The following is a 13,935-nucleotide window of genomic DNA, read 5'->3' on the forward strand; positions in this document are numbered from 1 at the left end:
GTTGACGCTACAGAATGGGTAGGCATGAAGTCGAGGTGGATCACGATGCGGATGCACAGAGGACTTGATGGCAAGATCGGGCGGCTATGCGCCGCCATCGGGGTTGCCGCATTGCTCGGCCTGACAGTCCAGAACGCGCAAGCGGCGGTAGGGTTGGCGATCAGCAATCCGGACGGGGCGGCCGTGCGCGCGCTCGTGATAGGGATCGACGACTACCAGCATGTGCGCAAACTGAAGGGCGCGGTCGCCGACGCCACTGACATCGTGACCAGCTTGAAGTCCATGGGAGTTGGCGATGTCGTCGAATTGACCAACACCCAGGCCGACAGGGCAAGCGTCCTGCGCGAGATCAGCGCACTGGTGGAGCGGACAAAGACCAACGACCTCATTTTTCTGTCGATCGCCGGTCATGGCACCCAGGAGCCGGAGCGCGTCAAGGGCTCGGAGCCGGACGGGATGGAAAACGTGTTCCTGCTGCCGGGCTTCGAAACCACGCCGACTGGGTCCGTTGAACGCGTTCTGGGCAACGAGTTCAACCATTTCATCCGCCAGTTCGAGCTGCGCGGTGCGAAGGTGATCTTCGTGGCTGACACCTGCCACGGCGGTGGAATGGTGCGCGATATCGATCCGCGTGCTGCGGAGATGAGCTTCCGGCAGGTGCCGCGCTATACGTTGCTGGTCGATGAACTGAAGCCGGTGTCGGACAGCAACGATCCGAAGTCCGAGCTCGATCTCGATCACACGGCGTTCCTGGCTGCGGTCGATCGCAACACCAAGGCGCCGGAAGTGCGGATCCCCGGCATCGATGGCCTGCGCGGGGCCCTCAGCTATGCGGTCGCGCGGGCGGTGGAAGGCAGCGCCGACATCAATCACGATGGGAAGGTGACGCTCAAGGAGCTCTTCAGCAATGTTCGGCAGGTGGTCTATCAGCTCTCTGACCAGCGCCAGAACATCGTGACGATATCATCGCAGGCTCAGACGCCGGATACCGACGTCGCCTTCGAATTGACGCGCGGTGTGGTGCTGATCCAAGGGCCGGCTGCGAGAGCGGCCGCTGGTCAGGCCGGAGCGGCTGCTCCCGTCGAGGGAGAGGCGCCCGCGCCGCCGGCTGTCGCGGCCACGGCACCAACTGCTCCGACCCTTGCCGCGGCCACCAAGGAAGTTCCGACCGGCACTGGGCCGACGCCCCTCCGCCTCGCGGCACCGATCCGACTGGCCGCGCTCGACGGCAAGACGAATTATTTTGCGAGCGTGACGCCAAAGGACGTCACAGTGCTGGCTGTTCAACCGACGGACAATCCCGACCTGATCTGGGACCCTGTGTCCCACGACGTGATCGCGTGGGGTGATGTGGTTGCCTATGGGGTGGACGTTGCCAGTTTGCCGACGGTGGTTGACCGGACAGCGGCAATTCGTGAACTCAAGCGCATGGCGACCCGGTCGCCGCAGATGATGCGTATCTGGCCTGACGATCGTCAGCAGCGAGCTGGCCAGACCGTCGAAGTTGACCTGTCTGATGTGGCATCAAGGGCGGTGCTGCTGTTCAATGTGTCTGGCGATGGCACCATCCAGATGTTGTATCCGGTGGGTTCTGATGCGGCGCTGGCCCGATCGGCGAGCTTGCGGCTACCGCTCAGGGTGGGCGAGCCGTTTGGTGCGGAGCAAGTCGTTGCGGTGACCTCGCAGCAGCGCATGGTTGATCTCGAGACGGTCCTGATACAGCTCAACCGGCGCCGCGCCTCGGGGCAGATGATCAAAAGCCTCGAGCACCACTTGCCCGCGGACGCGCGGATCGCCTCGATTGGCTTTTTTAGCGCTCCCTGACTTTTGGGGGGAAGCAGGCCATGCCGCCGTCGAAGCCGATCCGCCACGAGGGATCATGGCTCGCAATTCTGCTGCTGGTGGCAGGTAGTGGGGCTGCGTCCGCAGCGCTGCTGCCGTCGGCATCTCTGCATGTCAGGACGGCAAATGCACCATGGCTTTGGCCTGTACAGGCAACGCGCGGAAAGACCAATGCCGCAAGTGTGTCCCTTGAAATACTGCCGAGCCAGACTGTGAACGTTGGCGGCAAGGTGTCGTTCGGTGTGACCGTCAGGAAGCCGGGATATCTCATTCTGGTGGATGTCGATGCGACGGGGCGGATGTCCCAGATCTTTCCGACTCCCGAGCTATTGGCGCAGTCGGACGGACGCGACATCAATCTCGTCAAGCCCGGCGTCGAATTCGTCGTTCCGACCGCGGCGGCACGGCAGCGTGGCTTCGAGTATGTCGTCGCACCGCCGACCGGGTCAGCGGTGATGGTTGCGATCCTGAGCGAGCGGCGTGTGCAATTGCTCGACTTGCCCGATTTGCCGAGCAAGCTGCAAGGGCAGGCTGAGGCGTTGAGCTATCTATCGGCCTGGACCAGTGAGCTGCGGGTGCCGGACGCCGGCAGCGGAAAGCTGGTGACCAACAATTGGTCGTTTGACGTAAAATCCTATTCCATCAAGTGAGCGTGTGAGGCTAAGGCTCTGTGAAGGCTAAAGTTTGCTTAGCCGGCTGAAGAAGCCGCCCCGGGCGATCATGTAATGAATGTCCTTCGGAAAGGGAAAAGCGCTGCGAACGTTGGAAATCGCGTGCTGGAGGAATTCCCCATGCTGTGGCGCTGGCTTATGGCTCAGCCGGGGCTGGTCGGCGACCTGCGGAATCATGAATTGATCCACGAAAGCCGGGTCCAGATCGTTCACTCTGACCAACTGGCCAAATGCCGGGAACACGTCGTAGTGACCCAAGCTCACGTTGAGAGTCTTGAGTGCAGGACGCTGTGCCTGAGCTCTGTTGCCGTCGGCCGTTGCCAGCCCGCGGCCCATCAGGTCCAGCTTCACCGATTGCGGGAGAGTTGACGGACCATAGACGATCTCGAGCGAAAGGCCGCTCCGCCCCGACAGCCACTGGTACCAGAACGTCGCATCGTCGGGCTGGGCTCTGGCGCCGTAGAGGCAGTCAAATCCCCAACATGCCGTCAGCTTCGACTGATACTTGCCGAGGCTCCCCACGAGGTTGCGCATGCCGTTACCGCCGCCGGAGTGGCATGCGATGATGAGCTTGCCGATCTGGAGCTGAGGAATGGACGTCGAGGAAGCGCCCAGGAAGTTTGCGAGAGCTCCAAGGATCTCGTCGAGGTAGCGCTCGCCCCATGTCGGGGCTGCCAGGTCCGTCACGTTGTAGTTTCCGGCAAAGCTGTCGCCGACGGCATATTCGTAGCCCAGGAAGGGCGCGATGAGCACCACGTCCTTGCCCGAATCCCGCACCTGCTCGCGCAGTCGTGCAGGATCGTTGTGGAACAGGAATTCATGGTCTTTGACGTAGAAGCCATGCAGCCAGATCACGACATCGAACTTGGTGGCTGCTGTTGCGTGCTTTGGTGGAAGGTAAAGCGCCGTCGGTTTCATGCCGGGCGCCTGCCGCTTCGTGAAGAGCGTCACCCCGGGAAAGACGTTGACGTCCTTCTGCTCAAGCTCACACGCCACCACGCAGGTCGCTCCGCTTCAGCCAAGTCAGACACAAGCTCGTCGACCGAGCCGAGGTCTTGCTCGGCGGCTCGGCACACTCGCCGCGCTAGTTGCAGACCTCGGCATTGGGATCGGCGTAGGGGCCACCTCCGCCGCGATATTCGAGATGGCAGCCGCGCTTGACGGGGCGGCACGTGAGGGAGTTACAGTAGATCTGCCCTCCCGCGCCTGATGCGCTGCGCCTGGAACCATCCGACTGCGACTTCGGGCTCGCCTGTCGCGGCGGAAGGTCCGCTGTCGGCTGCGGACTTTCGCGGGCCGAACGATCCGCGCGCGACGGGCGGTCATTCGTATTGCGCTTGGCGACCGGTTGCTTCCCGCGCCGCTTCTCGCATTCATTGTCGTCGTTGAGGAACGAGCCCTCGGCACAGGTGATCTTGCTGCACTGGTCGCCGTCGGGCCTGTAGCCGTGATCACAGATCAGCGGGCAGACCCGCGATGGCCTGAGTTTGATCGTGTCAAGAGCATCGAGACTTGCAAGCTTGACGTCCAGTTTGGTGCCCGCGTGCCGGTTGAACAGGGCGAGCGAGCGCTGCGAAGCCGCATTCCATGCGCCATCGACGGCACCGGTGAAACAGCCAACGCGACTCAACTCGCTCTGTACCGATTTGGCGAGATCGGCCTGGAGCGGCGGGGTGCTCAAAGCGGCTACCTTCGCGCCCTTGTCATCCTGGCTGGAGGCAGCGGCTGCTGCATTATCAGGGGCTGCATTCTCAATGGCAGGCTTATTGCCGGAGAGCATGCCGGCTGCCGAAGTTTCAGATGCAGTCCGCTTGCGTTCGGCCTCGGCTGCCTGCTCCTGCGCCGCCTGTTTTGTCCTTTCGGCGGCAATTCTGGCCTCATCGGCAGCCTTCAAATCCGCCGCCGCCTTCTCCTGATCAGCGCGCTGCGCCCCTTCCGAGGCAAGCCGAGCTCGCTGCTGTTCGGCCTGCCGCGCTTTCTCGGTCGCTGCAACGCGTGCGTCCTCTGCGTCGATTTTGTTCAGCTGAAGCTTGGCCAGACTTGCGTAGTATCCATCGGGATGCTGGGCAAGGAACGCGCTCAGGGCGCCCTTGTTGCCGAGCTGCAAGGCCAACTCGTAGTCTCGACGAACCTCCGACTGGGGGTTGGTCGCCGGTGTCGGTTCCTGTGTCTTGGGAGCAGGAACCAGTGCAACGTCCTCGCCGCCCAGCGAGCCGTAGACATAGGGCTCTTGTCGGTTACCCGTGGCCTGCAGAACATCGTCGCGGATAAAGCCGAAAGCCCTCCGCAAGTCGAGCCCCGGCTTTGCGATATACTTGACCAGGGCCATCGCGTACGGGCTGTTCTTGCTGTTGCCGTCGAGCGCCGTCAATCCGGCTTTCGCGGCAAATGCGATCAGCGTATTGGACACCGTGGGTTCGACCCTGGCGAGCCCGCGGCTAATTGATCTCGAGGCGACCGTCCGTTTCATCGTGTCGGCAAAAGGATTGTTGCGGCAGGCGTCGACGATCACGACCCGTAGCTGCCTCGCAGGCTCGATCGCTAGCAGGACACGGTCGAGAGAGAACGCCTCGTCGTAGATATCGGTGTCACGTTCGAGTCGCGCGTCTGTCGGGATCAGATAGTTCGTCCCATCAATCTCAATGCCGTGACCCGCATAGTATACCAGGGCAATATCGGCATCGCGCGCTTGATCGGCGAATTCTCTCAGTGCCCGCCGCATGTCGGTCGCAGCGAGGTTGAGTCTTGAGTCAACCACATCAAAACCTGCGCCCTTCAAGGTCGCGGCGATGGCCGCAGCGTCGTTGGCCGGGTTTGGAAGCAGTGGGGCATTTTGATAGCTGGAATTACCGACCACCAAAGCCACGCGCTTTGTCGCCCAAGCTGGCTGAGAGGCCAGGAACAGCGAAGCAACAAGAAGAAGACAAACTCGGAGGTGCTTGTAAAATGTCATGGCGAAACATCCAGCATCTGCCCGAAGCATGGTAGCGTCGCGAAGATCGCCGCGCAGAAAATGCTCACCGAATTCATTCGTACGCTATTGGCGGCCACCTGTCTGCGTACAGTAACAATTTCGAGCCCGATCCATTCCTTAAGTTGTCGTTCGGCCAAGTGAACGCGTTCAAGCCCGCACCGAAGATTGTGATGGGGCGCCCGCCTTGAATTGGGGCAATATCCTCCAGTGCTGTCCGCTGCCAAGTAAGGGATTGATTATAGGAGTATTTTTGGGCTTGGGTTTGACCCTTCCGCAGAACGTCGCTCGAATGACGTTTTGGCGAGCGGCGTGTGAAGGGGGCGGGAACCAGTCACGATCATTCCACCTTCGACGAGGGCGCCAAGTGGAATTTCCGACATGCTGATGCCCATATCCGCGACGCCGGACGATGTGAAATTCGGACACTCGTTTGGCTCGCAAGTCCTTCACCGGAGCGCGAAGTGCGCCGCAAGGGAGATGAACTCGAAATCCAACTTTGGAGGATTTTATGCCCATTCCGCTGAAAATCTATATCACGCCATTTGCCGAGAGAGGTGTTGTGGAGCCTGGAAAATGGAGTTGCGACATTGCAAAAAAGGCGCTGGATGTGGTCAATACGATCTGGTCAAAGGCCAAGATTTCGTTCGCGATCAACGATTGCGTGATCGACAAGCCGCTCGATATGGCAAAGAGCGCCCGCAATAATGATAAGCGGGTGCTGGATGTTCTTAGCCTCCGTCATGATCCGGACAATGCGGTCCATATTTATCTGGTCAATCCGATCCAAAATCTCTCAGCAGGCGGCAGCTCATACCTTCATAGCGATCCAGAGCCGGCGAGCTTTGTGCAGTGGTACGGCGATGACTTCGCCAATGGACGCGCCTGGGCCCATGAACTTGGTCATCTGATGAGTGTTGATCACGTCGAGATTGACTACACCAACGAGAGGCAGGCGGCGGCACTCGGCAAAAACCTGATGACGAAAGGATTGAGCGTCGGCAGCAACTTGACCACGCAGCAAGTCGAGACGGCTAAGGGCTCAAAACTGGTCAAGCGATTTGGCGGCTGACGGACGCTTGGGTACAATTGCTGCTGATCTCGCAACGCGGTGCGAGCCTCTTGCGATGATCGATTCCTATGCGTTGCCCTGCGGAGCTTTGTGAGGACGCACCAGATTGTCCGACCATGTCTCGGCGATGTGGGGAAGAGTCAGGTCGCGCTTCCGATCGAGCAGAAGTTCGAGGACGCGCGGCGGTGTCAATGGCAGCTCTTGGATACGCTTTCCGGTGGCGTTTGCAACCGCGCATGCGACGGCCGCTCCGACATTTAGGATTGGCACCTCGCCGGCACCCTTAGTACCGAGCGGCCCCATCGAGGGCGCGCCCTCGTAAAGGCTGATCTCGACCGGCACGACATCGAGCGCCAGTGGCACGCGATAGGTCTCGAAGCCGCTTTGGCAGACCCGACCGTTGCTGCCGATGGTTACTTCTTCATGCAAGGCATAGCCCAGACCCTGCACGACACCGCCCTGGATCTGGCCGTGGATCGCGCGCGGGTTCAGTGCCCGGCCGACGTCCTGAACCACACGATAGTTCAGTACCTCGACATGTCCGGTCTCCGGATCGACTGCGACCTCGCAGTCGTGGACGGCGAAGACGGGGATATCGATCGCGTCGATGAAATGGCCGGCGACGCATCCGGGCATCGCCGGCACGCCCGTGCCCGTGAAAGCGCCGGTCCCCGAGACTGGGCCATTCTTTGCCTGGGCACGGGTCGCGACCTCCGCGACGGTGCGTCCCGAGCCAGGCGCGCCAGCGATCTCAATCCGCCCCTGGCGCATGACAAGATCCTCGGGTGCCGCCTCGATCATCTCTGAAGCAACTTTCAGGAGTTTCGTGCGCACTTCCTGCGCCGCCGAGAGGCTCGCCGCACCAAGCGAGACAGTGGTGCGGCCGCCGCCGACGCCGACATCGTAACCGGCGGCATCCGTATCGGCGGCACGCACGATAACATTCTCTGGCGGTATGCCGAGCGTGCTCGCGACGATCTGCGGCAGGCTTTGCATCATCGAGCCGGATCCGATCTCGACGCCCGAGGTTACGAGCGTCGCCGTGCCATCGGCATTCATGTTCACGGTCGCGGCCGACGGACCGACAAAGACGAACCAAGTGCCAACCGTGGTCGCACGGCCATAGAGCCGCCCGTCGGCGCGATGGGATGGCCTCGTGGCCGAATCGCGCAGCGTATCCATCCGGTCGAGCATCGGGCCGAGCACGTCGGCTTCGAACACCTGGCCGGTAGCACCGAGATCCTTATCGCCGAGCACGTTGCGGCGGCGGAAGAGCAGCGGATCCATGCCGATCCTGGCGGCGATCTCATCGGTATGCCGTTCCAGCGCGAAAGTATTGTAAACGCCATTGCAGCAACGGAAGGCGCCATTTGGCGTGGTGTTGGTGTAGATGGCGCGTGAGACGAGCCGAACCGCGCCGAGCCGATAGTTTCCGCCGAGTGTGTGCGCGGTCATGGTGGTCAGGAAAATCTGCTCGCCGCCATAGGCGCCGCAGTCCATCAGGACGACGGCTTCGCGTCCGATGATATCGCCCTGCCGTGTTACCGCGGAACGGATGCGGATATCGGCATTCTCGCGAAACAGGCAGGTCAGCATTTCTTCCTCGCGGGAATTGACGAGCCGAACCGGCCGGCCACTGGCACGGGCGAGGAGGGCGGCAAAGGGCTCGATCGCGAGATCGAACTTGAGCCCGAAGCCGCCGCCAACGGGCGGCACCGTGACGCGGACCTGCGACGCCGGCACGCCCAGGAGGCGCGCGGTGGCGTTGCGGATGCCCCAGGGGACCTGCGTCGATGTCTCGATGTGGAACCGCCCGTCTTCGTAGCTTGCGACCACCGCGCGCGGTTCGAACGCGACGTGGTTCTGGCGACCGACGCGGAAGGAGCTTTCCACGATCTCGACGTCCGGCCGGGCAAAGGCGGCATCGACATCGCCGCGGACGACGGTCGCCTCCCAGGCGACGTTGCCTTCGCGCGCGCCGCCTTCGAGCAGAACCTCATAGTTGCGCCAATGGGGATGGACCAACGGTGCGTCAGGCGCGAGCGCGTCCGCCATCGTGAGCGCGGCGGGCAGAGGTTCGATCTCAAGATCGACTGCTGCGAGCGCAGCTTGGGCCTGCGCCAACGTGACGGCCGCGATCGCGGCGAGCGGTTCGCCATCATAGCGGATGACATCGCGAGCGAAGAGCGGGTGGTCAGCGATGCCGATCCCCATCATGCCGGGTGCGTCTGCTGCCGTCACGATCGCACGCACGCCGGGCATGCGGGCGGCCCTTGAGGTGTCGAGACGGGCGATACGGCCCGACGGCACGCTGGCGCGCAGCACCGCGGCGTGCAGCATGCCTGGTAGATAGCGATCGATGGTGTAGCGGGTACGCCCGCGCAGCTTGTCGGCAGCGTCGCGCCGACGGAGATCCATGGTCGCGGAAACATCGGACATGTCAGGGTCTCCCGATTATCAAGTAGCCAATGCGAGCAGCGTCGCGTCGATGATGCGTTCGTAGCCGGTACAGCGGCAGATGTTACCGGTCAGTGCCGCACGAATGTCCTCGCGCGTGGCGTCGGGTCTGGTCGTCAGGAGATGCGTCAGGCTGACCACCATGCCGGGAAAGCACATGCCGCACTGAACTGCATCGCAGGCTTCGAGCACGGCCTGGATGCGGTTCAACTGGCTGCGTGTCGCAAGGCCTTCGACCGTCTGGATCTCGCAGCCCTCGACGAGCGCGGCCGGCGTCAGGCAGGAGGGGGCAGGCTTGCCGTCGATGAGCACCATGCAGGCGCCGCAAAAGCCCTCGCGACAGACCGGCTTTGCGCCGGTCAGATGAAGTTCCTCACGCAGGATATCGACGAGCGGGCTGGCAGGATCGGCGGTGGAGGTAACGCGGTCGCCATTGACGGTCAGGCTGAGAGCCATGTGCATCCCCGATGGTCTAGGCGCCAAGCGCGGCAGCTGCCGCGCGGCGAACAAGGCCCGGCAGCATGCTGACGCGATACCAGGCTGGCGCGTCAACGCCGTCGCGCCCGACGAATTCGTCTGCCAGTTCCGTTGCGGTCCGCGCCGCTCCCTCGGCGTCGAGCGGGCGTCCAATCAGGGCGGCCTCGAGCCGCTCCCATCGCCGCGCGATGGGCTCGACAGAACCGACCGCAATCCGTGCGGCCTGCACCCGACCCACCGCATCGATGGTGACCGACAGGCTGACGATGGCCACCGGATAATCACCGGCTTTGCGCAAGGGAAGGCGGGCATGAGCAGTCTTGCGCTCGCTGCGCGGCACGACGATTTGCGTGACCAGTCGGCCGGGCGCCAATGTCGATCGGATCTTGAGAAAGTGCTCCAGCTTCATCCGTTCGCGACCGTCCCGGCCGGCGATCTCGATCTCGGCATCGAGGCAGAGCAACGCCGGTACGCAATCGGCTGCGGCGAAGTCCGGCGTTGCAAGATTGCCGCCGATCGTCGCCATCTCGCGGATCGCCGGGTTCGCGGAGCGACCGGCGGCTGCCGCAAGGACGTCGAATTCGGAGAGATCGGCCAAAGCGGCCGCGAGTGCCGCGTGCGTCACCGCGGCACCGACCTCGACCACATCGGTGCCGATCCTGATCGCTCCGAGTTCGGCGGTCCTGCCGATGGCGACATAGTGTGCTCTCAACGGTTCGTGCCGGATCGGTGATCTCATGATCCATGTGCCGCCGGCAAAGACGGCGCCGGCCGCGCCGTATTCGCTCAGCGCATCGAGCGCGTTCGCAAGCGAAGGCGCGACATAGATTGACGCCGCCGCATTGTGCGCCTCGGTCGGGGCGCTTTGCACGGAAAAGCCGGGGATCATTGGCTACGCTCCAGTCGCAGGCGATCGAGCAGCACGCCGATAATGACGATCGCGCCCAGCACGACCATCTGGACGTATCCGTCGATGCGGGTGAGGTTCATGCCGTTGGACAGGATCGTGATGAACAGCGCGCCGAGCACGGCGGTGCCGACCCCGCCGCGTCCGCCCGCCAGGCTCGTTCCGCCGACCACGGCACCCGCGATCGCCTGAAGCGACAGCGCGCCGCCAAGGTTCGGCTCGCCCGATCCGGTCCGCGCCGTCATCATGATCGCGCCGAGCGCGGCAAGGGCCGAGCACAGCACGTAGGTCGCAACCAGGATGCGTTTCACCGGCAGGCCGGCGACCGCGGCCGCGCGTGGATTGGTGCCGATGATATAGAGCGATCGCCCGAACACCGTGCATGACAGGACCAGGTGGAGTGCGATGCCGATGGCGACGGTGATTACGATGGCCGCTGGCACGCCGAAGATGCTGCCGCCATAGAAAATTTGCGAGAATAGCTTCGGCACGCCTTGCACGGGCCGACCGGAGGAGAGCGTGGTCGCAATCCCGATCGCGATGTTGTAGCTGCCGAGCGTTGCGACGAAGGGATTGACGCCGAGCAGCGCGATGACCACACCATTGAAGAGCCCGCAGGCGATGCCGAGGCCGAAGCCGGCGCCGAGCCCGGCGACCAGCACCACGCTGGTGTCGTGACCCGTCGCAGTGGCGCCGGCCATGGCGAGTGCGGCGCCGACGCTCACCATCGACACCGTCGGGCCCAGCGCGAGGTCGAAGCCGCGCGTCAGGATGACCACGGTCTGGGCCATCGCGAACAGAGCCAGGTAGCTGGTCTGCTGCGCAATATTGAGCAGGTTGGCTGGCGAGAGCACGCCATGGTCGAAGGCGGCGAAGCCGAGCAATAGCGCCACCAGCGCAGCCGGCAGCACCGCATTCCAGATCCAGCGGCCCGACAGCGGCTTGGCGCGATCCGTGTCCTTCGTCATGACGGACAATTCGAGGTCAGACACGAGCCTTCCTCCGCCGGCTGAGTTCGTCCAGCGCCACGGCCGCCACCATGATCACGCCGAGAAAGACCGGTTGAAGGCGGGAGTCGACGTGCAGAAGGTTGAGTGCATTGCCAAGGATGGTCAGGAACAGCGCGCTGATGGCGACGATCTCGACCCGGCCGACGCCACCACGCAAGCTGACCCCGCCGATGACGGCAGCCGCAATCGATTGCAGCATCATTCGGTCGCCGCCGAAGCTTGCCTGTCCGGAGCCAACCTGCGCGGTGAGCAGGATACCGGTCAACGCCGCAAGCACGCTCGAGACGACATAGGTGCCCACGATGTGGCGCTGGATTGACACGCCCGACACGACCGCCGCATCGACGTTCCCGCCGATCGCGTAGACGTAGCGGCCGAACAGCGTGCGTCGCTGCGCGAATACCATCACGAGGATCACGATTAGTGCGACATGGACGGCGGTCGGCAGGCCGAACGCCTGCGCGCGCCCAAAGCCCTTCACGAAGATGTCGGGCATGCCGTAAACGGGAATGCCGTTGGTGATCATGAGGCCGACACCTGCGGTCGCCGACATCGTGCCCAGGGTCACCACGAAGCCGGATACCTTCAGTTTTGCCACGCAGAATCCGTTGACGAGCCCGACCACGATCCCGCAGCCGAGCCCGGCTGCCACACCGCTTGCAATGATGAGAGTGGTGTTCCCGGGAAACGCGGTCGCAGTGGTCGCCAGCGTCTTGGCGGTGACGACACTCGCAAGGGCGACGACGGCGCCGACCGAGAGATCGAAGCCGCCTGCAACAATCACGAGCGCCTGGCCGCAGGCGACGATCGCCAGCAGGGAGGCGTTACGCAGGATGTTGAGGATGTTGATGATGCCGTAGAACTGGGGATCGGTCGCCGACATGCCGGCCACGAGCAGCAGCAGAAGTGCCGGCAGAAATCCGATTCGGCCCGCTATCGATCGGAGGCCGATCGAGCTCTGCGGTCCTGCGGTGACCAGCACCGTGCTCATGCAACCTCCGCCGTGAGATGATCCCGGAAGAAGCTCGAAAGCACGTTCTGCTCGGTCTTCTCGTCACCTCTCAGTTCCGCGGCAATGCAGCCGTGATGCATCACATAGAGGCGGTTCGACAGTGCCAACACCTCGGGCAATTCCGAGGACACTACGATCACGGCGGCGCCAGCCTCGACCAAACGCTTCATGAACTCGTAGACCTCGAGCTTGGCACCGACGTCGATGCCGACGCTCGGCTCGTCGAACAGGAATACGGTCAGCTCGCGCGTTAGCGCGCGCCCGAGCATCACTTTCTGGCGGTTGCCGCCGGACAGCGCACCCGCGATGCGTTCGATATTGGGCGGCCTGAGCTGCAACTGCGCCATGATACCGCCGATCCTGGCGCGCTCCGCGGCCTGTCGCAGCACGCCGAAGCGGGCGAAGGCGGGCAGGTCGAGCACCGTCATCGAGGCGTTCTCGCGGATCGGTCGTGACAGCGCGAGCCCTTCCGCGATCCGATTGGCGGGGAAATAGGCGATGCCGCGCTTGAGGCTGCGCCGTGGGGCAGGGAACTCATACGGCGAGCCGTCGATCCGGATCACGCCGGACGTCGCCGGCTCGATGCCATAGATGGCGCGGATCAGCTCCGACTTGCCGCAGCCGACAAGACCGGCGATGCCGGTGATCTCGCCGGCCCGGGCGTAGAGGTTCACATCGCGAACGCTGCCGTCGGCAAGGGTCAGGTTTTCGACGTCGACCACTACCTTGTCCGGCTTGTGCGTGATGGTCGGAAACAGCAGATCGATCTTCCGGCCGGTCATCAGCTCCACCAGCTCTCCGTCGGTCGATGTCGCAGCATCGAGGGTGCGGATGTGGCGGCCGTCGCGGAGCACGGTGACGCGGTCGGCCAGCGCGCGGATCTCGCGCATGCGGTGCGACACGTAGATCAGCCCGACATTCTGGCTCTTCAGCCGGGCGATCAGCTCGAACAGCCGCCCGGTCTCGCGCTCCGTGAGCGAAGCGGTCGGCTCATCGAGGATCAACAGGCGTACCTTGCCGAGCAGCGCCTTGGCGATCTCGGCCATCTGCTGGTGTGCGCGCGAGAGGTCATCGACCCGTCGCGACGGATCAAGGTCGAAGCCGAGCTCGTCGATGAGCGCTTGGGCGCGCTTGCGCATCTCGCGCGCACGCAAGACACTGCCGTTCGTGATCTCCCGGCCGAGAAACAGGTTCTCTTCCACGGTGAGGCTCGGAACGAGCGAGAATTCCTGAAAAACCGGGCTGATGCCGATCGCGCGCGCTCGTTGCGGCGTGAGATGGCTGATCTGCTGACCGTCGAAATGGAACCTGCCTTCGTCGGGTGGAAAGGTTCCCGACACGACATTGATCAAGGTCGACTTGCCGGCGCCGTTCTCGCCGAACAGGACGTGCAACTCACCGGCACGGACATCGAGATCGACCCGGTCGAGCGCGCGGACGCCCGTGAAATGCTTCGAAATGCCTCGCAATTGAAGCAGAGGCGCTACCGGATTCGGGGCGACGTCGACGTCCATCT

The 13,935-nt window shown here is 63.3% G+C and carries 11 protein-coding genes; 3 read left to right on the plus strand and 8 right to left on the minus strand.

The annotated features are described in order from the left end of the window. Window positions 1–24 precede the first annotated feature (24 nt). Window positions 25–1,824, plus strand: a complete 1,800-nt coding sequence (locus NLM33_RS00885; RefSeq protein ID WP_371929886.1) for a caspase family protein — start codon at window positions 25–27, stop codon at window positions 1,822–1,824. A 20-nt stretch (window positions 1,825–1,844) separates the two neighbouring features. Continuing rightward, window positions 1,845–2,492, plus strand: coding sequence for a DUF4384 domain-containing protein (locus tag NLM33_RS00890; RefSeq protein WP_254093857.1), 648 nt, complete (start codon window positions 1,845–1,847; stop codon window positions 2,490–2,492). A gap of 27 nt (window positions 2,493–2,519) precedes the next feature. On the opposite strand, the gene NLM33_RS00895 is transcribed toward NLM33_RS00890, so the two are convergent. Then, on the minus strand, window positions 2,520–3,512 hold the full coding sequence (locus NLM33_RS00895) for a hypothetical protein (RefSeq protein WP_254093859.1): 993 nt from the start codon (window positions 3,510–3,512) through the stop codon (window positions 2,520–2,522). Between the two features lie 85 nt (window positions 3,513–3,597). Further along, window positions 3,598–5,466, minus strand: a complete 1,869-nt coding sequence (locus tag NLM33_RS00900; RefSeq protein ID WP_254093861.1) for a caspase family protein — start codon at window positions 5,464–5,466, stop codon at window positions 3,598–3,600. Between the two features lie 529 nt (window positions 5,467–5,995). On the opposite strand from NLM33_RS00900, the gene NLM33_RS00905 reads away from it, so the two are divergent. Next, window positions 5,996–6,556, plus strand: coding sequence for a hypothetical protein (locus tag NLM33_RS00905; protein WP_254093863.1), 561 nt, complete (start codon window positions 5,996–5,998; stop codon window positions 6,554–6,556). Window positions 6,557–6,622: 66 nt separating this feature from the next. On the opposite strand, the gene NLM33_RS00910 is transcribed toward NLM33_RS00905, so the two are convergent. The 6 genes from NLM33_RS00910 to NLM33_RS00935 are packed head-to-tail and all read right to left on the minus strand — an operon-like array spanning window position 6,623 to window position 13,933. Beyond that, window positions 6,623–8,995, minus strand: coding sequence for a xanthine dehydrogenase family protein molybdopterin-binding subunit (locus NLM33_RS00910; protein WP_254093865.1), 2,373 nt, complete (start codon window positions 8,993–8,995; stop codon window positions 6,623–6,625). 18 nt (window positions 8,996–9,013) lie between these two features. Then, window positions 9,014–9,469 (minus strand): (2Fe-2S)-binding protein, encoded by a 456-nt coding sequence (locus NLM33_RS00915; protein WP_254093867.1) that lies wholly within the window; start codon window positions 9,467–9,469, stop codon window positions 9,014–9,016. Window positions 9,470–9,485: 16 nt separating this feature from the next. Then, window positions 9,486–10,379, minus strand: a complete 894-nt coding sequence (locus NLM33_RS00920; protein WP_254093869.1) for a xanthine dehydrogenase family protein subunit M — start codon at window positions 10,377–10,379, stop codon at window positions 9,486–9,488. After that, the gene (locus NLM33_RS00925; protein ID WP_254093871.1) at window positions 10,376–11,389 is read right to left on the minus strand and encodes an ABC transporter permease; all 1,014 of its coding nucleotides are present in this window, start codon (window positions 11,387–11,389) and stop codon (window positions 10,376–10,378) included. The genes NLM33_RS00920 and NLM33_RS00925 overlap by 4 nt, the downstream gene beginning before the upstream one ends. After that, window positions 11,382–12,398: an ABC transporter permease gene (locus NLM33_RS00930; RefSeq protein ID WP_254093873.1), complete on the minus strand. Its 1,017-nt coding sequence runs from the start codon at window positions 12,396–12,398 to the stop codon at window positions 11,382–11,384. The genes NLM33_RS00925 and NLM33_RS00930 overlap by 8 nt, the downstream gene beginning before the upstream one ends. After that, window positions 12,395–13,933 carry a sugar ABC transporter ATP-binding protein gene (locus NLM33_RS00935; RefSeq protein ID WP_254093875.1) on the minus strand — a complete coding sequence of 513 codons (1,539 nt, stop codon included), beginning with the start codon at window positions 13,931–13,933 and terminating at the stop codon, window positions 12,395–12,397. Before NLM33_RS00935 ends, NLM33_RS00930 begins: the two co-directional genes overlap by 4 nt. Window positions 13,934–13,935: the final 2 nt, after the last annotated feature.

This window comes from Bradyrhizobium sp. CCGUVB1N3, assembly GCF_024199925.1.
Lineage (GTDB): Bacteria > Pseudomonadota > Alphaproteobacteria > Rhizobiales > Xanthobacteraceae > Bradyrhizobium.